Here is an 18,702-nt window from a genome sequence, read left to right as displayed (position 1 = left end):
AATCCCAAAGAGAGTGTCGGACATGACCAAGCGCCGTGATCCACTGTCCCTTGAGGACGCGGTTTTCCTCGCCCATGCCTGCCTGGGTGATTCCGGGGTCGAAGAAATCACCGGCAAAAGCGCCCGGCTGGTGCGCATGTGGTCGGACCCCGACGACGACGGCCACAAGATCCCGCTGATCCAGGCTCTGCGGCTGGATCGCGCGCTTGTGGTGCGGGGCGAGCATCCGTCCATCCTGACCGCCTACAAGGCGGAACTGCGCCGGGCCCATGCCGCCGCCACCGTGCCCGGCGACCCCATGGCCCGGCTGGTCGATGCCATGGCCGAGATGGGCGACCTCGCCGAAGAGCTGCGCCGCGCGCGCTGCCCCAACGGCGAGGGCGGCCGGCAGATCACTCCGGAGGAGGCGCGGGAAATCCTGCGCGCGCTGGGCGACCTGCGCGGCGAGCTGCTGGCGCTGGAAACCGACGTTGTCGCGGGGCTGCCCACGCTCCGGCCGGTCGAGGTGGCGTCATGACGGCGCTGCTGACCCTCGGGGGCTGTGCCCTGGTGCTGTCCGGGCGGATGGATCATCCGGCCGACGCGCGATTCCTCGCCGCCTGGGGCGAGGGCGCCTCCGCCCGCATGGCGGGCGAGCTGCTGTCGCAGAACCCGTATGTGCCCGACACCGTCAGCGGCTGGGGCTGGGCGAGCGGCTGGACCGAGACCTACCCGCTGACCGCGGCGCTGTCGCTGGTCGAACGCGGAGGGCCGTAGCCATGACCGGCCCGCGTGACCTCGATCCCGGCATAGCCCTGTCGCTGGCCTGCGGCCGGGTGCTGACCGGCAAGCCCCATGAGGATGATCGTGCGGCCCTGGCTGAAGCGATCTTCGCCGTTCCCGACCGCCCCAGCGCCGCGCGCGGGTTGGCTCAGGTCGCCACCGCCTGGTTGTCCGGCGACTTCGACAACCGGGCGCTGGTCGCCGCCCTGACCGTCTTCAACGCTCCTTTCTGCGACGGCAGGTCTGCCGGCCGTCGTCCTCATCCGCCGGCCGCGCCGGGCGCCCAGATGCCCCGCGCCGCCGCCACCCACGCCGCGAGAGTGGCCCAAGCCCTGGAGGATTGACCCATGTCCGCCACGTTGAACGCGTTCCTCCGCAGTGCATGCGAGGGACGCGAAGCCTCCGTTCGTGTCCGTGATCTGTTCAACGTCTACACTGCGTTCTGCGATTCCAAGCGCCTGCGGCCCCTGACGCGGGCCAACTTCGGCCGGCGGCTGTCCCATCACGGCTACCAGCCGCAACGGGATGGGCAGGGCCACACCTGGGTTGCGGGGATCGGTGTCCGGTCTCTGCCCGGCCTGCCGCGGGTCGCCCATCGCCCGGTGCTGCTGCTGCCGGAGGGGCTGACCGGATCGGACATCGAGGCGCTGTCCATCGTGGTGGGCGAGCTGGCCGCCGCGCGGAAGGCGGTGGACGACGGAGCGGCGGCCGATGACGAGCTGTCGCCCGGCACGCTGGACGTGGCCGGCGGGGAATACCTGTCCCATGCCGGCTATCACCGCCGGAGCGATTTCCCGGCGGGACAGCCGTCCGATTCCTGGCTGCTGGAGCCGGAGGACTGGCAGCCGACGAAGCCGATGGATGATGCCGTGCGCGGGTGCGTGTTCGGCATCGCCGCCGTGGCCTACCGCCTGCGGGCGGGCGAGCGGGCGGAGGGCTGACGCCATGGGAGACCATTGCACCATCGGATGGGTGGTCGCGCTCGCGCAGCAACTCAACGCCATACCGGCCAGCCTCAACCCGATCCGGGGATGCAGCCGTCTCAGCGAAGCCTGCCGGAACTGCTATGCCGCCGGCATCGCCCATCGCTTCGGTCACAAGGGCAACGGCGTCTATGCGGGCCTGACCGATCTGGACCCGAACGGCACGCCGAGGTTCAACGGCACCCTGCGGTGGGTGCCGGAGGTGTTGAGCACGCCGATCAATGCCAAGCGCAGCCGTGTGTATTTCGTCTGCGACATGTCGGACTTGTTCCATGGCAGCGTCGAACAAGACTGGATCGATCAGGTCTTCGCCATGATGGCGCTGTGCCAGCATCACCATTTCCTGTTGCTGACCAAGCGCCCGGATCGGATGCGCCAGTATCTGGCCGATCCAGATGCGCCACGCCGTATTGAAAAGCACGTCTTCGACATGGGCGTCCAAACCCGCCGCTCCAACGAACTGCATTACATCTTCACCGATCATCGGAGTGACGATCAATGGCTTCCCTTTTGGCCGCTGCCCAATGTCTGGACCGGTGCGACCGTGGAAAATCAAGCGGCGGCCGATGAGCGCGTGCCCGAGCTGCTCGGTGTGCGCTGATTTCTGCGTTTTCTATCGGTCGAGCCGATGCTTGGACCGGTGGACCTCACGGCGATTGAATGTCGTGAGGTGGGGGGCAAAGGAAACGCTCTGACCGGGCACTACTCGCGCGTCGGCCGTATCGAAGGAGAGCTGAAGTCTCTTCGGGTATATGGGGGGTGCTTGGGATGGGTGATCTGTGGCGGCGAGAGCGGGCCTAACGCACGACCGAGTAGCCGTCGATGGGTGCGGGCATTGCAAGAGCAATGCACTTCCGCGGGCCGTCCGTTCTTCTTCAAGCAGTGGGGCGAGTGGGAGCCGGCCGGGCTGTGCCCTGCTGGAACCGCCGGCCGCTTCGCCTTCGGCGATTATGATTTTGATCGGCCCCGCTTCCATCAGGTCGATGGCTTCCCTCGCCAATTCGACATGTTCGGCGCACGCGCCGTCCTGAAGCGCGTCGGCAAGAAGGCCGCCGGCCGGGTGCTGGATGGCCGGACGTGGAACGAAGTCCCGGAGGTGCGGCCATGACCGTCCCGAAGAAGGCTCTGTCCGTCCGTGCCCCGTGGTGGTGGTTAATCCTGCATGGCGGCAAGGACATTGAAAATCGGGACTGGCCGACGAACTACCGCGGCTCCGTCCTGATCCACGCGAGCAAGTGGTGGGGCACGACCGAAGTCCTGCTGACGATGCAGGAATTCGGCCCGCTGGCCGAACGTGCCGGTGCGCCGCGCGTCACCATGGAACAGGTCCGGCCCTACGGCGGCTGCATCGTCGGCATGGTCGACATCGTCGGCTGTGTCAGCGCCAGCGACAGCCCGTGGTTCTTCGGCGATTACGGTTTCCAGCTCGCCAACCCGGTGGCGTTCCGGGAGCCGGTCCCGTGCAAGGGCGCGCTGGGATTCTTCACGGTGTCGCCGGACGTGATGGAGCGTGTCCGCGCCCAGGTCGGAGGCAACCGGCCATGACCAGCGCTTCCTACCTGGGCGACCTGCGGCGGCTGGCCCAGGACGTCACCAGCCTGCACGCGGAGTGCGAGACGCTGCACACCGCCATCCTGTGCCTGCGCGCGGGCAGACGGATCGGCATCGACGTGCAGCAGCATCTGGCCTTGCGGCGGCAGATCAGCGACGTCGCCGCAAGCCGGCTGCCGCCCATCACCCTGGTCGGCACCGCCCTGGTGATGGTGCCGGCGGGCTACCGGCTGGAAACCACCACGGGCGACCTGCGGGCGACGATCAGCCGCGGGGGCCGGGCGCACAGCTCGTGGGGGTTCTTCTCTCTGGCCCTGTCCATCGCCGATGCCTGCCTGTGGGCGCATGTCCGCGATCTGACGGACGGCGGGGAGGTTCGGCCATGACCGAAGTTGCCGGACCGGAACTGTTCCAGGCGGCGGCGGCCTATGCCGCCCGCGGCTGGGCGGTGTTCCCGTGCGTGGCCGGGGACAAGCTGCCTTACAAGGAAAAGGACTTCTTCGAACACGGCGTCAACGACGCCAAGACCTCGCCCTATTGGGTGAAGCAATATTGGACCCGCTGGCCGCGCGCGAATGTCGGGCTGGCGGCCGGCGAACAGTCCGGCTTCTGGGTGATGGACGCCGACATCAAGGACGCGGTGGGCGACAAGCCGGCGGAAAACGGCTTCGAGACGCTCGAGATCCTGTCCGGCCTGTTCGGGGAGCCGCTGCCGGACACGCTGGGCCAGCATACCCCCAGCGGCGGCCGGCACTGGCTGTTCCGCTGGCCGGGGCGGCCGGTGAAGAACAGCGCGCGGTCGCGGCTGGGGCCGGGTCTCGACACGCGGTCGACCGGCGGGTACATCCTCGCCGCCCCGTCGATCCACCCGAACGGCGGCCGGTATGCCTGGATCGGCAGCCCGGATTCCACCCCCGTCGCGCCCGCCCCGGAATGGGTGATTCGGCTGCTGATGGCGGAGCCGGATGACTTGGAGTGGCTGCGCCTGCGCCTCGACGGTCGCGAGTTGCCGGCCTTCCTCGCCAAGCGCATCGGCCAGCCGGTGCCGAAGTCCGCCGCACGCGCTCCTTCGACCAAGACCGAACGCATCTCCGCCTATGCCCGCGCCGCGCTGGATGACGAGGTGAAGACCGTCCGGCAGACCGGGCCGGGCAACCAGAACAACGCGCTGAACGAGGCCGCCTTCAAGCTGGGCGGGCTGGTCGTGACGAACGCCCTGCCGGAAGACCTTGTCCGCCAGCACCTGATGGCGGCGGCGCTGGGGTGGAGCATCGACCCGCGCAAAGGCGGGTGGGACACGGCGCATCTGGAAAAGATCATCGACGGGGGCATAGCCGCCGGGCGGAACCACCCGCGCGACGTCCCTGATCCGCCGGAGCGCCAGCAGCGGCGCTATCAGCCCCAGCGCCGTCAGCGTGGCGGTGCTCCGTCGCCTGCCACGGTGGGCGTGCAGATGGCCGCCGGCCGGGCGGTGTGGAATGCCCGCGCCGCGTCGCTGACCGATACCCCCGCCGCGGCCTTCCTGGCTGCCAACGGTGTGGACCCGGCGACCGCCGGGCCGTGGTTCGGCTTCGGGGAGGTGGAGTACCTGCATGGCCCGGACGGGGCGGAGCCGGGGTGCATCGGCCGGTATCCCGCTCTGTTGGCCTGCATGGCGCGATGGCCGGACCGGGACGGCAAGCCGGAGGTGCGCGCAGTCCTGGCGACCTTCCTTGCGCCGGACGGCCGGACGATGGCGACCGTTGCCGATCCCAACACGGGTGAGGTGCTGCCGCCCCGCCGCCTGATCGGTGCGTGGCAGGGCGCGGCGGTGCGCCTGGGCAAGCTGTCGGGGGAGCGGCTGCACCTGTGTACCGGGGCGGTGATCGGGGCGCAGACCCGCAACGCCTATCCGGGCGTGCCGGTATGGATCGGCGGGCCGGTGTCGGCGCTGCTGCACATGGCGCTGCCGGAGGCGGTGCGCGACGTGATCGTGATCGGCGCGGACTCCGCGTCTGACGAGATGCGCGGCCGGGTCGCGCGGGCGCTGGGCGGTGATGGCCGGGTGACTGTGCGCTTCCCACCCCGCCGGGCGCGGAATGGGGGCGGCCATGGATGACGCTGCCGCCCGCCTGCTGGCCTTCCGCTACATGGCTTCTACCGACCGGCGGGCCGCTGACGTCTACCGCTGGTGCCGCCGGCTGCTGGGGCACCGTGACCGAGCCCGAGACTGCAACGCCCTGTGGTCGGATGCCTTCGACCTGCTGGTCGTGCTGATCGCTGATTCCGAGACTTTCGCCGCCGGCATCGCCCGGCGCGTGGCTGTGGCCGAACGGGCGGCGGCGAAATTCGACCAAGACCGAGAACGGGGGGTAGCATAATGGGCGGTCGAGTATTGTTGCGGGATAAAGGAAGTTTTCTGTCTCGCATTGAGCTTGCAAAAGCAATAGGCGTGGACCCTGACGCAATGAAGTGGTGGATAAAGAAAGGCTTCGTCAAAGTCGCTACCGTCCAACAAAATGGAGCGCGTCTTTTCGTCATGCCGCAAGATCGTGATCTGAGAGTTCTTGCTGTAACGCAAGCTCTGATTACGTGCGGCTTGGCTCACGATAAAGCCTTCCTCATTGCGCGAGCCGATCCGGCTTCTGCCGAGAAAATGTGTGCAGAAATGCGCGCCTTGATAGATCGAGCAGGTGGGCTTGTGGGATGACGCGCTCCCTCCCCGCCCCCCTCCTGTTCGATCTACCGGCGATTGGGGGCGACACTCCCTCTCGGGCCGCATCGCTGTCGGGCAAGCCCGCGTCGTGGCGCTGGGGCAGCCTTGCGCCAGCGGCGTACAGCCTGATCATGGCTGACCCGCCGTGGCGCTTCTACAACCGCTCCGCCAAGGGCGAGGCCAAGAACCCGGTGGCGCATTACCCGTGCATGCCGGTGGACGCCATCAAGGCGTTGCCGGTGCAGCAGCTCGCCAACCCGCGGGGCTGCCTGCTGTGGCTGTGGGGCACCTGGGCCATGCTCCCCGATGCGATCGCCGTGGGGGAGGCGTGGGGCTTCCGGTACGTCACCGGCTTCCCCTGGGTGAAGCGCACCCCCGCCAGCGGAAAGCTGGCCTTCGGCCCCGGCTACGTCGTCCGGGTCTCGACCGAGCATGTCACCCTGTGGGCCATCGGCGACCCGCCCTATGGGCCGGGCTGCGCGTCGGAACGCGGCATCCTGCTGGACGGTGGCGAAGCCCTGGACGCGGCCACGCGCGAGCATAGCCGGAAGCCGGACGAGCAATACGCCATGGCACGCCGGCTGATCCCCAGCGGCCCCGCGTGCGAGCTGTTCGCCCGCCAATCCTGGCCCGGCTTCGACGCCTGGGGGAACGAGACGGACAAATTCACGGCGGCGGATGCCAGGGAGGTGGCGTCATGACCCGCCGGCACCCCTCCGCGCCTCCCCCCGCCCCCCTCCAAACATGGGCGCCCGATGGGCGTGCCAGAGGCTTTCAGGTGCGCGATGCCCGATGACGGAGCCAAGATCGTGCCGGCTGACCAGCCCGACGCCCTGGAAGACCTGCGACAGCATATCGACGGCGCGGTCGCGGTCGATGCCGGCACGGGTGGCAGCGGCGTTGCCCAGCCGCCGGACGATGACGACGGGGAGCCGCCGCCCGACCGGGAGCTTGCAACTTATGATAAGTCCGACAAGGGCAACGGGGAGCGGCTGATTCAGCGGTTCGGCCGTGCCCTGGTCTTTGTCGATCAGAACGGGTGGGCAGTCTGGGACGGGAAGCGGTTCGCCTATGAGCTGGGCGAGGGCGAGGCAACCAAGCTCTGTCACCGCATGGTTGAGAAGCTGCGCGACGAGTTGAAGGAACTGCGCGACCTGGGGCCGCCACCGGCTCCGCCGACCGAGACGGAAGAGCCGGACCCGGCCATCCAGGGCAAGATGCGGCTGGAGCGGATCAAGGAATGGGAACGCGGCTTGCGCGCCTTCGAGGCGTTCGCGGTCAAGAGCGGCGACACCCCGAAGGTGAAGGGTGCGCTGGAACAGGCCCGGCCCTATCTGGCGAAACCGACGCGCGCGATGGACGGGCACCCCTGGTTGATGACGCTGGACAACGGCACTCTGGACCTGCGCCAGAAGCCGGACAGCCGCGCCCAGATGCGCCTGGGCGGCTTCCGCAAGGCCAACCTGATCACCCGGCTTGCCGGCGCGGCCTTCAACCCCGACGCGAAGTGCCCACAGTTCGATCGGTTCATCAATCGCATCCTGCCTGACGAAGAAGTGCGCACGTTCGTCCAGAAGCTTTTCGGATACTGCCTGACCGGTGACACGTCCGAACAGATATTTGTCATCTTCTATGGAGAGGGCAAGAACGGCAAGTCAAAGCTTGTCGACGTCATGCGGCACATCTTCGGGGACTATGCCGCCACCATCCCGGTGGCCGTTTTTCTCGACGGCAAGGACAAGAAGGCGGATGGGCCGAAGCCGTCGCTGGCGAAGCTGCCGGGCGTGCGGCTGGTGTTGATGAACGAACCGGACAAGGGCGAGGCGCTGTCGGAAGGTCTGGTCAAGGAAGTGACTGGCGGCGAGCCCATCGAAACCCGCAAGCTGAACAAAGACCCATTCGAGTATCGGCCCGAGTTCACGCCCGTCATGGTGACGAACCACAAGCCGATTATTCGCGGGCAGGACATCGGCATCTGGCGGCGCGTGATCCTCGTTCCATTCGAAGTGTTCATTCCGCCTGACGAGCGCGACCCAAACATTCTCGACAAGTTGGTCGCGGAGAAAGACGGCGTCTTCCAATGGCTGCTGGACGGGCTGTGGCTGTGGCTGGAAGAGGGGCTTGACCCGCCTGCGAAGATCCTCGCCGCGGTCGAAGAGTACAAGCGGGATCAGGACCCGCTGGGCGACTTCCTTGAAGCGGAAACCGCGCGGATGCAGGGCAAGCGCGTGACCGCGACCGCGCTGTACGAAGCCTATACGAAGTGGTGCGAAAGAAATGCGGTGGAACCGCTCAAACAAAACGGGTTCGGGCGAAAGATGAAGGATCGTGGACTTAGAACGATCAAGAGTTGCGGTATCAACGAGTATCTTGGCCTCTGCCTGCTGGACGGTCTGCCGCAGACGGCAGCCCCCCCGCCCCCGGATTTTTGACAACCGAGGGAGCGATCAGGCCGAGAGGGATAATCGCTGGACGGACCCTCTTGGGGAAAGGCGCGGAAATGCTGGGTTTAGGGATAAAGGGAGGACAGAGAGCGATTTTCGGCGGTGGCCCTCATGTGTGCGTGTGCGCGTGTGCGCACGGACGGGCGCGCGTATGAGCCACTGGCGAATATCTATCCCTATCCTCCCCATCCTCCCTAAAGAGAGAGTTTCCAAGGGTTTCAGAGAGATGGCAGCCCCGGCATTCCGGGGAGCAATTCGGGCAACGAGAGGGGCGGCGGCCATGGATGGCGGAGCGGTGATGTCCGGCAGGGGTGAAGATGGCGGTGACGGGCTGGTCACCGGCCGGCTGCGCGACCTGCCGGAGCGGGGCGACCCGGCTGTGCCGGGGCTGGTGTGCGGGCGTGGCTGGGTGGCGCTGATGTACGCCCGCGGTCGGCTGGACGTGGCGCAGCTTGCGGCGGCGGTGGACATCGGTCGCGGGCTGGCGACGGAGATCGGGACGGCGTCGGGGCTGCGCGCTATCGACCCGTCGCGGCTGGTGGTCGATGGCGGCAACCGCACCGAGCCGCCGTTGGCCCCGTCCGGTGGGACGGTGGGCTGGTCGCTGTCGGCTCCGACGCGACGGGTGGCGGACTGGCGCGCGTCGGTGCGGGCGTCGGGCAAGGCTGGGCTGCTGCGCGGCCGGCATGAGGCGCTGTTCCTCGACGTGGTGACGGTCAAGGTGCTGACCGGTGAGGCGTCGCCTGCCGCGCTGGACAAGCGCCTGGGCGTGCGGGAAGACCGGACGCGCGATGCCGTGCTGAAGGTGCTGGCGGGCTACGCCGCAACTTTCCGTCTCCGTGTTCCGAAAAATCCCTCTTGACGGACATGGGCGGTTTTCTGTTAGCCTCTCCGCTAGATTGAGGTAGTGCGCCCGGCCGGAGTAACTCTCCCGCCGGGCGCACTGCGTTTCGGCCCTGCCCAACATGCCCTGGAAACCGAAGAAACCCTGCGCCCGCCCCGGCTGCGGTCGATTGACCGATGGCCGCTTCTGCGATGCCCACGCTGCCGAAGACCGGCAACGCCACGACCGCGCCCGCCAGGACGCGCAGCCGTGGCGCGGCTGGTACAAGGTCAAATCGTGGCTGGACATCCGGGCGTGGCGGCTGTCGGTGGAGCCGCTGTGCCGCATGTGCTCGGAGCACGGCTTGACCGTCGCCGCGACCGTGGTCGACCACGTTAAGCCGCACCGGGGCGACCGCGCGCTGTTCTTCAACCGCGAGAACACCCAAAGCCTGTGCAAGCCCTGCCACGACGGGCCGAAACAGGCGGCAGAGCGGGCGGCGGCCCGCGCCGGGCAGCCGGTCCCCGGCCGCTCGGCCCGAGGGGTGGGGGGGGTCTGATCCTTGGAACCTTTCAGCCCACGGACCGGTGTCTCAAGGCAACGCGCGCGTTCGCGAAATTGGGAAATTATTTTTTTTGAGCGGCGGCAGTGACCAGGGGACGGAAGCCAAAGGCGGAGGCGTTGAACGCCCTTGCCGGCAACCCCGGACGGCGCAAGCGAGCGGCGGCCCCGGCGACGGAGGCCCCGCCTGCCGTCGCGTCGACGGAGCCGGTTTCGGAGTTCGCGCCTCCCGCCAGCCTGACCAAGGGCGAGCGGGAGGTGTGGTTGGAGGAACTGCCCCGGTTCCTGTCCACCGGCCTGGGGCGACCGTCCGACCTGACCACGTTCCGTGCCTACTGCGAGGCCCGCGCCCTGTATCTCCGGTGCAAGAAGGTGATCGACCGCAAGGGCATCACCTACTCGACCGAGACCGGCTATGTGCGCACCCGGCCAGAGGTGGGCGTGATGAACGCCCAGGCACGGCTGATGGCGAAGTACAGCGACCAGCTGACCCAGAACACCAAGGCGCGGATCAGCACCGCGGCGCAGCTCGGCGCCGCCCGCCAGTACCAGTTGCCTCTTCCAGATGCGGCGTCCCCGGCGGCGCATTCCTCCGATGCCACCAAACCCCAGGCGAATCATGACGATCCAGTCGGCTGGCTCCAGTGATGCCGTGACCGTCACCCCGCCCACCGAGGCGGAGGTGATCGCGTTCGCGGAGGCCCATGCTGCCGCCGTGGTGGACCGCCTGTGGGAGCGCTACGCCAACGATCCCCGCTTCGTCTTCGACAAGGCGGCGGCCGAGAAGGCGTGCGACTTCTTCCCCACCTTCCTGCGCCATTCGAAGGGCCGGCTGGCCGGCAAGCCTTTCCACCTGAAATATTGGCAACGCCGCGTCGTCAGCATCATCTTCGGCTTCAAGTGGGCAGCCACCGGCCGGCGGGTGGTGCGCCGGGCGTATCTGTTCATCGCCCGCAAGAACGGCAAGAGCACCTTCGCCGCCGGTCTGGCGCTGCTGCTGCTGCTGGCCGGCGAGCGATCGGCCGAAATCTATTCCGCCGCCGCCGACCGCGAACAGGCCAGCATCGTCTTCCGCGAGGCCGCCAGCATGGTCCTTGCCTCGCCCCCGCTTTCGCGCGTCTGCGAGGTGTTCAAGCGGTCCGTCATCTGTGCCCGCCTGATGTCAAGCTATGGCGTTCTGTCGTCCGACGCGGAGACGAAGCACGGGCTGAACCCCTCCGGCATCATCTTCGACGAGCTGCACACCCAGCCGAACCGCGATCTGCTGGACGTTCTGCACACCGCAGTGGGTGCCCGCGAAGAGCCGTTGGAAGCCCTGATGACCACGGCGGGCTCCCGCCGTCAGGGCATCTGCTGGGAGGTGCATGAGCAGGCCGTGCGGGTGCGTGACGGCGTCGATGACGATCCGTCGCTGTTACCGATCCTGTTCATGGCGGATGAGGCGGACGACTGGACCGATCCGCGCACCTGGGCGAAGGCGAATCCCTCTGTGGGCGACGCCGTGTCGCTCGAGTATCTGGCGCAGGAATGCGCCCACGCCAAGCGTGTGCCTGGTTATGAGAACACGTTCCGCCGCCTGCATCTGAACATGTGGACGCAGCAGGACACCCGGTGGCTGCCGATGGCGGATTGGCAGCAGTGCGCCGGCCCGGTCGGCTGGAAGGAGCTGGCCCGCTTTCTGTTCGGCCGTCCGTGCTTCGGCGCGCTGGACCTGTCCAGCACGACCGACATCACCGCCTGGGTGAAGCTGTTCCCACCGCAGGGCGATGACGATCCGTGGTTCATCGTCCCCCGCTTCTTCGTGCCGGAGCGCAATATCGACCTGCGGTCCCGCCGGGACCGGGTGCCGTACGACCTCTGGGCGCGGGATGGGGCCATGACAGCGACCCCCGGCAACGTCGTGGACTATGGCGCGGTGGAGATGGCAATCCGCGAGGATGCGGGCGCCTATGGCCTGATCGAAGCCCCCTATGACCGGTGGAACGCCACCCAGCTCGTCACCAACCTGACGGCGGACGGTCTGCCGATGGTGCCGTTCGGGCAGGGTTTCGCGTCCATGTCGGCCCCGGCCAAACGGTTCGAAGCCATGGTCGTGGGACATGAGCTGGCCCACGGCGGACACCCGGTGCTGCACTGGATGGCTGAGAACGTCGCCATCGACCGGGATGCCGCCGACAACATCAAGCCGAACAAGGCGACCAGCGGCGAGCGCATCGACGGCATCGTCGCCGCCGTCATGGCGCTGGGCCGCGCCATCGTCTTCGACGGCGGGGGACAAGGCGTCGAGATCCCTGCTGACTACGAGGTGCCCTTGGCATGATGACGATGTTTCGCCGCATCCTGGGGCAGGAACAGGACGAAGCCCCGGTGCGCAACCCGGCCGACGATCACTGGTACACCTCCGTCGACGGCGCAATCGCCTTCGCTGAGACCTCCGGTGTGGTGGTGTCGGCCCGCGCGGCATTACAGGTGCCGGTCGTGCTCGACTGCCTGAAGCTTCTGTCGGAAACCGTGCCGTCCCTGCCGCTGAAGGTGTTCCGCAAGCTGCCGAACGGCGGGCGGGAAGAATCCGATCAGCATCCGCTGGCGGACCTGCTGGCACGTCGCCCCAACGGCTTCCAGACGTCCTGGGAGTTCATCGGACAGATGCAATGGTGGCTGGTATGGCATCGCAACGCCTATGCCGAAATCGTGCCCGGCCCGCGCGGTGCGGTCGACCAGTTGATCCCGCACCACCCGTCGCGGGTCGCCCCGCGCCGCAACGGCAAAGACGTCTGGTACGACGTCGCCGACCAATACACCGGCAAGTCCCGTCGTCTGCATTCGTCGGAGATGTGGCACCTGCGGGCGCTGCCTTTCACCGACGACGGGCTGGCCGGGGTGCCGGTGCCCCAGACCAGCGGCAATATCATCGGGGCCGCCATCGCCGTTCACGCCTATGGCGCACGATACTTCAAGAACGGAGGGGAATCCGGCGGTGTGCTGGAAGCCCCTCCCGGCACGTTCAAGGCGGCCGAAGATCGCAACAACTACATGAAGGCGTGGCGACGCGCCCGGACCGGTGGCAACCAGCACCGTGACGCCATGCTCGAGCATGGGATCAAGCTGAACCGGCAGCAGATCGACAACCAGAAAAGCCAGTTTCTGGAGACCCGCCGCGATCTGGCGTTGGAGATCACCCGCATCTGGCGCGTTCCGCCGCACAAGGCCGGGATCATGGACAACGGGACGCGGTCGAACGTCGAACAGCAGTCCATCGACTTCGTCACCGATACCATGTTGCCGTGGCTGGAACTCTGGGAAAGCAAGATCAATGCGGACCTGATCCTCTCCTCCAACTTCTTTGCCGAGTTCAATGTGTCCGGTCTTCTGCGCGGCGACCTGAAATCCCGCTACGAAGCCTTCTTCCAGGGCCGTCAAGGCGGCTGGCTGTCGATCAACGACATTCGGAAGATGGAGAACATGAACCCCATCGCCAACGGCGACGACTATTTGCAACCGCTCAACATGGCCCCGGCCGGCAGCAAGCCGCCGGCCGCTCGGGCCGACATGCAGGCCCCCGCGCCTGCCGATCTTCCTGCACCGACCCACTGAGGGAATGCCGATGTCCGACCTGACCGACGACGGGGCGATGGCCGCGGAGCTGCGCTATGCCGACGTCATCCGCGCCGTGTCCGAAACCCCCTGGGCGATCATGCCCGGCATGCTGGCGGTCATCACCGACCTGCTGGCGTTTCGTGCGGCCGGCGGACGGCTGTCGAAGGAAGACATTCGTCAGCGGATCGCGGAGGCCCAGGCGGGCAAACCGGCGGCGGACAGCGCGCGGGTGGGCAGCGCACGGAGCGGGGCCATCGCCGTTCTGCCGCTGTTCGGCGTCATCACGCCACGCGCCGGCATGTTCGCCGACGTATCGGGCATGGCGGCGCTGGACCGCTTCCGGGCGCGCTTCCGGGAAGCCTTGGCGGATGAACAGGTCGGAACGATCCTGATCCGCGCAGACACCCCAGGCGGTTCGGTCGATCTGGTGCAGGAAGCCGCCGACGAAATCTTCAATGCCCGTGGAAAGAAGCGTGTCGTCGGCATCGCGGACACCATGGCGGCATCGGCTGGGTACTGGCTCCTGTCGCAGTGTGAAGAACTGGTCGTGACACCCTCCGGCGAAGTCGGCTCCATCGGCGTCTTTTCCGCCCACACGGAATACACCCAGGCCTTGGAAAAGGCAGGGGTCAAGACGACGCTGATCCGGGCCGGCAAGTTCAAGGCCGAAAGCAACCCCTATGAGCCGCTGACCGAAGAGGCGCGCGGAGCCATGCAGGCTCGGGTGAACGACTATTACGACAGCTTCGTCAAGGCGGTCGCCCGCGGTCGCGGGGTGAAGTCGGCTGACGTGCGTGGCGGCTTCGGGGAGGGACGTGTCGTCGGCTCCAGCGAAGCCAAGTCGCTGGGCATGGTCGACGGCGTCGCCACCTTCGAAGACACGCTGTCCCGGTTGGCTGGCCGCTCTGGTGGCAGCGGCTCGCGCAATGCGGTAGCCGACGACAGAATCCTCTCCTTCGTCTGACCCCTCTCACATCGCCTCCCCGTCCATCCCGCCCGCCGGCATCGGCGCGGCGGCCCTTTGTCTTGTCCCCGTGGAGTAGTTGACATGCCCAACCTGAAAGAGCTGCGACAGGCCGTTTCCGATCTGAAGACGGAAGGTCGCAAGAAGTTCGCGGAGCTGAACGCCCTCCGCGCCAAGGCCAGCCGTACCGATGCGGATGACGCGGATATCGCCAAACTCGACGGCGAAATCAACGCACTGGAAGCCAAGGTGGCGGAGGCGCAAGCCGCTGTCGAGGCGGAGGAAAAGCGTCTCGACCGCGAGCGTTCCTTCGCCCCGTTGGGCAACGAGGCGACCGAGGGGCGGGGCCGCTCCGCCGCGGGCGACTTCTCATCCAACGAGCCGAACCCGGCGCTGACCTATGGCTTCCACGACATGGCAGAATTCGCCATGGCGGTGAAACAGGCAACGCCCGGCGGCGGAAACATGGTGTCGGTGGATCAGCGCTTGGTTGGCGCCGGCCCCACCAATGTCCAGACCGCCAACGGGACGGACGACGGCTTCATGGTCCCGCCGATGTTCCGTGACGGCATCTGGGAACTGGTCTTCGACATGGAAGACATCCCGAGCTGGGTCGACGACGAGCCCACTTCCGCCCGCGAGGTGAAGCTGCTGGCCGACGAGTCGACCCCCTGGGGTGCTGGCGGTATCGAAGTGCGGTGGCGGTCGGAAGGCACCCAGATGACCGGCAGCAAGGCCCCGCCGGCTGCGCCGCGCTCGGTCCCGCTGGAGCCGCTGTACGCCTTCGTCACGGCTGACGAAGACCTGTTGGAAGACGCGCCCCGCCTCGCCAACCGCCTGACCAACAAAGCGGCCATCGCCATCAACTGGAAGATCGGCGATTCGATCATCTATGGCGACGGCGTTCAGAAGCCGCTGGGCTGGATGAAGAGCCCGGCCAAGATCGCGGTCGCGAAGAAGGCCGGACAGGCGGCCAAGACCATCGTCGTGGAGAACGTGCTGGACATGTACACCCGCCTGCTGACGCAGCCGGGTGATTCTCCGTTCTGGATGGCGAACCGGGACATCGTGCCCCAGCTCGTCGTGATGCAGATCGGCGTCACCCCGATGTGGACGCCGCCTGTCGCCGGCCTGAAGGAAGCGCCGGGCGGCTTCCTGCTGGGGCTGCCGATCCGCTGGAGCGAGCATGCGGAGAGCCTGGGCACCGAAGGCGATCTGCAACTGCTGTCGCCCAAGGGCTACTACATGCCGAAGAAGGCGTCCGGCATCCGCTTCGACACCTCCATCCACCTGTACTTCGACTATGGGCTTCAGGCGTTCCGCTGGACCTTCCGCCTGGGCGGCCAGCCGCACCTGTCCAAGCCGGTGCAGCCGGCCAAGGGCGACACCTCCAAGTCGCACTTCGTCACGCTGGCGACCCGCGCGTAACCACCCCAGCAGCACCTGAGGAACCACCATGACCGTGAACACCACCGTCCTGACCACTGCCCATGCGGCTGTGGTCGGCTCCATCCCCCCTCGCTCGCACGGACCGGGGGCGTCGTCCTGCACATGGGTCAACATGTCCACCTTCGCCGCCATCCAGGCGGTGGTGTCCACCGGCCTCCTGTCGGTCGGCGCAACCGTCAGCGCCAAGCTGGAGCAGGCGAAGGACGCCGCCGGCACCGGGGCGAAGGACATCACGGGCAAGGCCATCACGCCGCTGACCGAAGCCGGCGACGATGACAACGTGCAAGCGGCCATCAATTGCCGGGCCGCCGACCTCGACGTCAACGGCGGCTTCACCCATGCCCGCCTGACGGTGACCTCCGCCGGAGCCGATGCGAACACGACGGCGCTGGTCTTCGGCTTCGCCCCCCGCTACGGCACCGCCGCCGACAACAAGGCGGCGTCGCTGGTGGAAATCGTCCCGTGACCGGCCGTGCGGGCGGCTTTGTCGCCGCCCGCGCTCTGGAGTGAACGCCCATGGGTTTGAAGCTGATCACCCCGCCCGCGGCCGAACCTGTCTCCCTGGCCGAACAGAAGCTGCACATGCGCGTGGACGGTGCCGACGAAGACACGCTGATCGAAGCGCAGATCGTGGCCGCCCGCATGCTGTGCGAAAGCCATCTGTGTGCCGCCATCGTCACCCAGGTGTGGGAATGGACGCTGGATGGCTTTCTCCACCGGCTGGAAATCCCGCACGGGCCGGTGATGTCGGTCGACAGCGTCTCCTACGTCGATTCCGCCGGTGTCTCCCGCACACTCGACCCTGCGGCCTATCAGGTCGACGTGACCGAGCGGCCGGCGTTGATCCTGCCTGCCCCCGGCGCGGCATGGCCGCGCACCCGCGCCCAGCTCGCCGCGGTGACGGTGCGCTTCACCCTGGGCTTCGGCGATGCCGCGGAGGTGCCCGGCAACATCAAGTCCGCGGTGATGCTGCTGGCCGCGCATCTCTATGCCAACCGGGAGCCCATCAACATCGGCAACATCGTGAACGAACTGCCCTTCACCGTGGCGGCCTTGCTGAGTGCCGACCGCCAATGGGGGGTTGGGTCATGACCCGCCCCCTTCTGGTCATGGGCTTTGCCGCCTGCCTCTTCGACGATCTGAAGGCGCTGGGGCCGCTGGCCTGCGACGTGATGGCGATCAACCGGGCCGGCATCGTCGCGGACGCTGCCCTGGATCATTGGGTTTCGCTGCATCCTGACCAGCTCGCCGGCTTCATGGACCGGCGCGCGGCGCTGGGCAAGCCGGACGGCTTCACCGCCTGGGCGCCTGCCGCCGGGCCTGGAATCGCCTGCGTCACCACCGACGTGGAGCGCTTCGGCACGTCGGCCCTCTACGGCGTCCGCATCGCCCTGCATAAGCTGGGCTACCGGCGGGTGATCCTGGCCGGGGTGCCGTTCGATGACGCCATGCCCTATGTCGGCGGCGCGCCGATCCCGCAGCCGCTGATCGGGCATCAACGCGCGTGGCGGCTGGCCCGGCCGGAGCTGGCGGAGCGGGTCCGTTCGCTGTCCGGTTGGACCCGCCGCCTGCTGGGTGCGCCGTCCACCGCCTGGCTGGAGGCCGTCCGATGATCCGCATGGGCGAACTGGATCAGCGGGTGACGATCCAGGCTGAAGCGGAAACCCCGGACGGGCGCGGCGGCTACACCAAGGGATGGAGCGCCGTCGCCACCGTCTGGGCGCGCGTGCGCCCGCTGTCGGGCCGGGAGCGCCAGAACGCCCAGCAGACCGAAGCATCGGTCAGCTACGGCGTGGTGATCCGCCGCCGCACCGACGTCACCACCGCCTGCCGGCTGATCTGGAACGGCAAGGTGATGAACATCCGCTTCGTCGGCGAAGCCGGGACGCGCGATCCTTGGCTGTCGCTCGAATGCGAAGCCGGGGTGCCGGTCTGACCATGGCCCGCCGCCGCAGCCGGGTGAAGGGAGCGCCGCAGCTCATGAAGACGCTGCGGACCCTGCCGGACCTTGTGACCGAAGAGGTGAAGGAAGCGGTGTCGGATGCCGCCTTCGCCGTCTTCGCCGATGCCGTGCGCCTGATGCCGAAGCCGGGGTCGGGACACCCCTATTCCGATGGCACCTTGCTGCGCCGCTTCGCCGTCAAGTTCACCCAGGGCGGACTGGCGGCGCGGGTCGGATCGTGGGGCCGTGGCCGGGCCGCGCATATATCGCTGGTCGAGTTCGGAGTGCATCCCCACGACATCCCCATGCCGGATGGCAGCGTGCGTCACCACCCCGGTGCGCCGGCCCAACCCTTCCTCATGCCGGCCTATCGGCTGAACCGGAACAAGGCCATCGCCGGTATCCGGGCCGCCGTCATCCGGGCCATCCGCCGCGCGGCGGCCGGCGAGAGCGCGACATGGTCGCCGGAGCTGGCAGACGCGGCGGCCGAACAGATCACCGACGACCAGATCATCGAACTGATCGGATACCCGTCCAAATGAGCGCCGCCGCCGATCCCCTGCAAGCCGCCCTCTATGTCCGACTGTCCAGCACGCCCGCCATGGTGCCGGTGCTGGACGCGGTGCGCACCGGGCGGCCCAAGCCCTACGTCACCATCGGTGACGACGTGGTCACCCCCGGCCCCACGGTCGACGTGGAGTCGGAAGAGATCGTCACCACCCTGCATGTCTGGTCTGACCAAGCCGGCCTGTCGGAAGCCAAGGTGATCATGGGGCAGATCAAGGATGCCCTGCACAACCGGCCGCTGACGGTCGCCGGCTTCCGGCCGGTGCGGCTGCTGTTCCTGCATTCCCGCGCCTTCACCCAGCCGGACGGCATGATCCGTCACGGCGTCATCCAGTTTCAGGCGCGCATCGAGCGCCTGTAACCC

The 18,702-nt window shown here is 67.7% G+C and carries 24 protein-coding genes and 1 pseudogene; all 25 read left to right on the top strand.

Annotated elements, in window-relative coordinates; all coding sequences use genetic code 11:
- The first annotated feature begins 22 nt into the window (after positions 1-22).
- The 25 genes and pseudogenes from AL072_RS29960 (at position 23) to AL072_RS29840 (ending at position 18,699) form a co-directional block, all read left to right on the top strand.
- Entirely contained in the window at positions 23-517 is a 495-nt protein-coding gene (locus AL072_RS29960) for a phage regulatory CII family protein (RefSeq protein ID WP_045585117.1), read from the top strand.
- Entirely contained in the window at positions 514-756 is a 243-nt protein-coding gene (locus AL072_RS34650; protein ID WP_045585116.1) for a hypothetical protein, read from the top strand. The genes AL072_RS29960 and AL072_RS34650 overlap by 4 nt, the downstream gene beginning before the upstream one ends.
- Before the next feature lie 2 nt (positions 757-758).
- Positions 759-1,106 (top strand): hypothetical protein, encoded by a 348-nt coding sequence (locus AL072_RS29950; protein WP_045585115.1) that lies wholly within the window; start codon positions 759-761, stop codon positions 1,104-1,106.
- 3 nt (positions 1,107-1,109) lie between these two features.
- Complete coding sequence (locus AL072_RS35035; RefSeq protein WP_045585114.1) at positions 1,110-1,703, top strand: hypothetical protein; 594 nt, start codon at positions 1,110-1,112, stop codon at positions 1,701-1,703.
- A pseudogene (locus AL072_RS35870) lies at positions 1,624-2,853 on the top strand (phage Gp37/Gp68 family protein). The gene AL072_RS35035 and the pseudogene AL072_RS35870 overlap by 80 nt, the downstream one beginning before the upstream one ends.
- A complete protein-coding gene (locus AL072_RS29930) occupies positions 2,850-3,290 on the top strand; it encodes an ASCH domain-containing protein (RefSeq protein ID WP_045585113.1) in 441 nt (146 codons plus the stop codon). Before AL072_RS35870 ends, AL072_RS29930 begins: the two are co-directional and overlap by 4 nt.
- On the top strand, positions 3,287-3,682 hold the full coding sequence (locus AL072_RS29925) for a hypothetical protein (RefSeq protein ID WP_045585112.1): 396 nt from the start codon (positions 3,287-3,289) through the stop codon (positions 3,680-3,682). The genes AL072_RS29930 and AL072_RS29925 overlap by 4 nt, the downstream gene beginning before the upstream one ends.
- Positions 3,679-5,394, top strand: coding sequence for a bifunctional DNA primase/polymerase (locus AL072_RS29920; protein WP_052710357.1), 1,716 nt, complete (start codon positions 3,679-3,681; stop codon positions 5,392-5,394). The genes AL072_RS29925 and AL072_RS29920 overlap by 4 nt, the downstream gene beginning before the upstream one ends.
- Complete coding sequence (locus tag AL072_RS29915; RefSeq protein ID WP_045585111.1) at positions 5,387-5,656, top strand: hypothetical protein; 270 nt, start codon at positions 5,387-5,389, stop codon at positions 5,654-5,656. Before AL072_RS29920 ends, AL072_RS29915 begins: the two co-directional genes overlap by 8 nt.
- Positions 5,656-5,985 (top strand): MerR family transcriptional regulator, encoded by a 330-nt coding sequence (locus AL072_RS34645; protein WP_144428419.1) that lies wholly within the window; start codon positions 5,656-5,658, stop codon positions 5,983-5,985. Before AL072_RS29915 ends, AL072_RS34645 begins: the two co-directional genes overlap by 1 nt.
- 137 nt (positions 5,986-6,122) lie before the next feature.
- Entirely contained in the window at positions 6,123-6,692 is a 570-nt protein-coding gene (locus tag AL072_RS29910; protein WP_045585110.1) for an MT-A70 family methyltransferase, read from the top strand.
- An 84-nt stretch (positions 6,693-6,776) separates the two neighbouring features.
- Positions 6,777-8,423 (top strand): DNA primase family protein, encoded by a 1,647-nt coding sequence (locus tag AL072_RS29905; protein WP_045585109.1) that lies wholly within the window; start codon positions 6,777-6,779, stop codon positions 8,421-8,423.
- A 310-nt stretch (positions 8,424-8,733) separates the two neighbouring features.
- Entirely contained in the window at positions 8,734-9,297 is a 564-nt protein-coding gene (locus AL072_RS29900) for a hypothetical protein (protein ID WP_144428418.1), read from the top strand.
- 151 nt (positions 9,298-9,448) lie between these two features.
- The gene (locus tag AL072_RS29895) at positions 9,449-9,817 is read left to right on the top strand and encodes an HNH endonuclease (protein ID WP_200909963.1); all 369 of its coding nucleotides are present in this window, start codon (positions 9,449-9,451) and stop codon (positions 9,815-9,817) included.
- Between the two features lie 89 nt (positions 9,818-9,906).
- Complete coding sequence (locus AL072_RS29890) at positions 9,907-10,467, top strand: P27 family phage terminase small subunit (protein WP_082109284.1); 561 nt, start codon at positions 9,907-9,909, stop codon at positions 10,465-10,467.
- Positions 10,439-12,139 (top strand): terminase large subunit, encoded by a 1,701-nt coding sequence (locus AL072_RS29885; RefSeq protein WP_082109283.1) that lies wholly within the window; start codon positions 10,439-10,441, stop codon positions 12,137-12,139. The genes AL072_RS29890 and AL072_RS29885 overlap by 29 nt, the downstream gene beginning before the upstream one ends.
- 5 nt (positions 12,140-12,144) lie before the next feature.
- The gene (locus AL072_RS29880; RefSeq protein ID WP_158511107.1) at positions 12,145-13,413 is read left to right on the top strand and encodes a phage portal protein; all 1,269 of its coding nucleotides are present in this window, start codon (positions 12,145-12,147) and stop codon (positions 13,411-13,413) included.
- A gap of 10 nt (positions 13,414-13,423) precedes the next feature.
- Positions 13,424-14,380, top strand: coding sequence for a S49 family peptidase (locus AL072_RS29875; protein WP_052710354.1), 957 nt, complete (start codon positions 13,424-13,426; stop codon positions 14,378-14,380).
- Between the two features lie 84 nt (positions 14,381-14,464).
- Positions 14,465-15,808 (top strand): phage major capsid protein, encoded by a 1,344-nt coding sequence (locus AL072_RS29870; protein WP_045585107.1) that lies wholly within the window; start codon positions 14,465-14,467, stop codon positions 15,806-15,808.
- Between the two features lie 28 nt (positions 15,809-15,836).
- The gene (locus AL072_RS29865) at positions 15,837-16,295 is read left to right on the top strand and encodes a hypothetical protein (RefSeq protein ID WP_045585106.1); all 459 of its coding nucleotides are present in this window, start codon (positions 15,837-15,839) and stop codon (positions 16,293-16,295) included.
- Between the two features lie 50 nt (positions 16,296-16,345).
- Positions 16,346-16,921, top strand: a complete 576-nt coding sequence (locus AL072_RS29860) for a head-tail connector protein (protein ID WP_045585105.1) — start codon at positions 16,346-16,348, stop codon at positions 16,919-16,921.
- On the top strand, positions 16,918-17,442 hold the full coding sequence (locus tag AL072_RS29855; protein ID WP_045585104.1) for a hypothetical protein: 525 nt from the start codon (positions 16,918-16,920) through the stop codon (positions 17,440-17,442). Before AL072_RS29860 ends, AL072_RS29855 begins: the two co-directional genes overlap by 4 nt.
- The gene (locus AL072_RS29850; protein ID WP_052710353.1) at positions 17,439-17,765 is read left to right on the top strand and encodes a phage head closure protein; all 327 of its coding nucleotides are present in this window, start codon (positions 17,439-17,441) and stop codon (positions 17,763-17,765) included. Before AL072_RS29855 ends, AL072_RS29850 begins: the two co-directional genes overlap by 4 nt.
- Positions 17,766-17,809: 44 nt before the next feature.
- Positions 17,810-18,313, top strand: coding sequence for an HK97-gp10 family putative phage morphogenesis protein (locus tag AL072_RS29845; RefSeq protein WP_144428417.1), 504 nt, complete (start codon positions 17,810-17,812; stop codon positions 18,311-18,313).
- The gene (locus AL072_RS29840) at positions 18,310-18,699 is read left to right on the top strand and encodes a DUF3168 domain-containing protein (protein WP_052710352.1); all 390 of its coding nucleotides are present in this window, start codon (positions 18,310-18,312) and stop codon (positions 18,697-18,699) included. The genes AL072_RS29845 and AL072_RS29840 overlap by 4 nt, the downstream gene beginning before the upstream one ends.
- Positions 18,700-18,702 lie beyond the last annotated feature (3 nt).

The sequence above is a fragment of the Azospirillum thiophilum genome (genome assembly GCF_001305595.1).
Taxonomy (GTDB): Bacteria; Pseudomonadota; Alphaproteobacteria; order Azospirillales; family Azospirillaceae; genus Azospirillum; species Azospirillum thiophilum.
Note: the sequence above shows the minus strand (reverse complement) of the source record. Positions and strands in the feature narration are given on the sequence as shown.

Bases quoted from the DNA above. Each gene is read 5' to 3' on its own strand.
- AL072_RS29960 (WP_045585117.1), top strand. From the start codon at position 23: ATGACCAAGCGCCGTGATCCACTGTCCCTTGAGGACGCGGTTTTCCTC.
- AL072_RS34650 (WP_045585116.1), top strand. From the start codon at position 514: ATGACGGCGCTGCTGACCCTCGGGGGCTGTGCCCTGGTGCTGTCCGGG.
- AL072_RS29950 (WP_045585115.1), top strand. From the start codon at position 759: ATGACCGGCCCGCGTGACCTCGATCCCGGCATAGCCCTGTCGCTGGCC.
- AL072_RS35035 (WP_045585114.1), top strand. From the start codon at position 1,110: ATGTCCGCCACGTTGAACGCGTTCCTCCGCAGTGCATGCGAGGGACGC.
- AL072_RS29930 (WP_045585113.1), top strand. From the start codon at position 2,850: ATGACCGTCCCGAAGAAGGCTCTGTCCGTCCGTGCCCCGTGGTGGTGG.
- AL072_RS29925 (WP_045585112.1), top strand. From the start codon at position 3,287: ATGACCAGCGCTTCCTACCTGGGCGACCTGCGGCGGCTGGCCCAGGAC.
- AL072_RS29920 (WP_052710357.1), top strand. From the start codon at position 3,679: ATGACCGAAGTTGCCGGACCGGAACTGTTCCAGGCGGCGGCGGCCTAT.
- AL072_RS29915 (WP_045585111.1), top strand. From the start codon at position 5,387: ATGGATGACGCTGCCGCCCGCCTGCTGGCCTTCCGCTACATGGCTTCT.
- AL072_RS34645 (WP_144428419.1), top strand. From the start codon at position 5,656: ATGGGCGGTCGAGTATTGTTGCGGGATAAAGGAAGTTTTCTGTCTCGC.
- AL072_RS29910 (WP_045585110.1), top strand. From the start codon at position 6,123: ATGGCTGACCCGCCGTGGCGCTTCTACAACCGCTCCGCCAAGGGCGAG.
- AL072_RS29905 (WP_045585109.1), top strand. From the start codon at position 6,777: ATGCCCGATGACGGAGCCAAGATCGTGCCGGCTGACCAGCCCGACGCC.
- AL072_RS29900 (WP_144428418.1), top strand. From the start codon at position 8,734: ATGTCCGGCAGGGGTGAAGATGGCGGTGACGGGCTGGTCACCGGCCGG.
- AL072_RS29885 (WP_082109283.1), top strand. From the start codon at position 10,439: ATGACGATCCAGTCGGCTGGCTCCAGTGATGCCGTGACCGTCACCCCG.
- AL072_RS29880 (WP_158511107.1), top strand. From the start codon at position 12,145: ATGTTTCGCCGCATCCTGGGGCAGGAACAGGACGAAGCCCCGGTGCGC.
- AL072_RS29875 (WP_052710354.1), top strand. From the start codon at position 13,424: ATGTCCGACCTGACCGACGACGGGGCGATGGCCGCGGAGCTGCGCTAT.
- AL072_RS29870 (WP_045585107.1), top strand. From the start codon at position 14,465: ATGCCCAACCTGAAAGAGCTGCGACAGGCCGTTTCCGATCTGAAGACG.
- AL072_RS29865 (WP_045585106.1), top strand. From the start codon at position 15,837: ATGACCGTGAACACCACCGTCCTGACCACTGCCCATGCGGCTGTGGTC.
- AL072_RS29860 (WP_045585105.1), top strand. From the start codon at position 16,346: ATGGGTTTGAAGCTGATCACCCCGCCCGCGGCCGAACCTGTCTCCCTG.
- AL072_RS29855 (WP_045585104.1), top strand. From the start codon at position 16,918: ATGACCCGCCCCCTTCTGGTCATGGGCTTTGCCGCCTGCCTCTTCGAC.
- AL072_RS29850 (WP_052710353.1), top strand. From the start codon at position 17,439: ATGATCCGCATGGGCGAACTGGATCAGCGGGTGACGATCCAGGCTGAA.
- AL072_RS29845 (WP_144428417.1), top strand. From the start codon at position 17,810: ATGAAGACGCTGCGGACCCTGCCGGACCTTGTGACCGAAGAGGTGAAG.
- AL072_RS29840 (WP_052710352.1), top strand. From the start codon at position 18,310: ATGAGCGCCGCCGCCGATCCCCTGCAAGCCGCCCTCTATGTCCGACTG.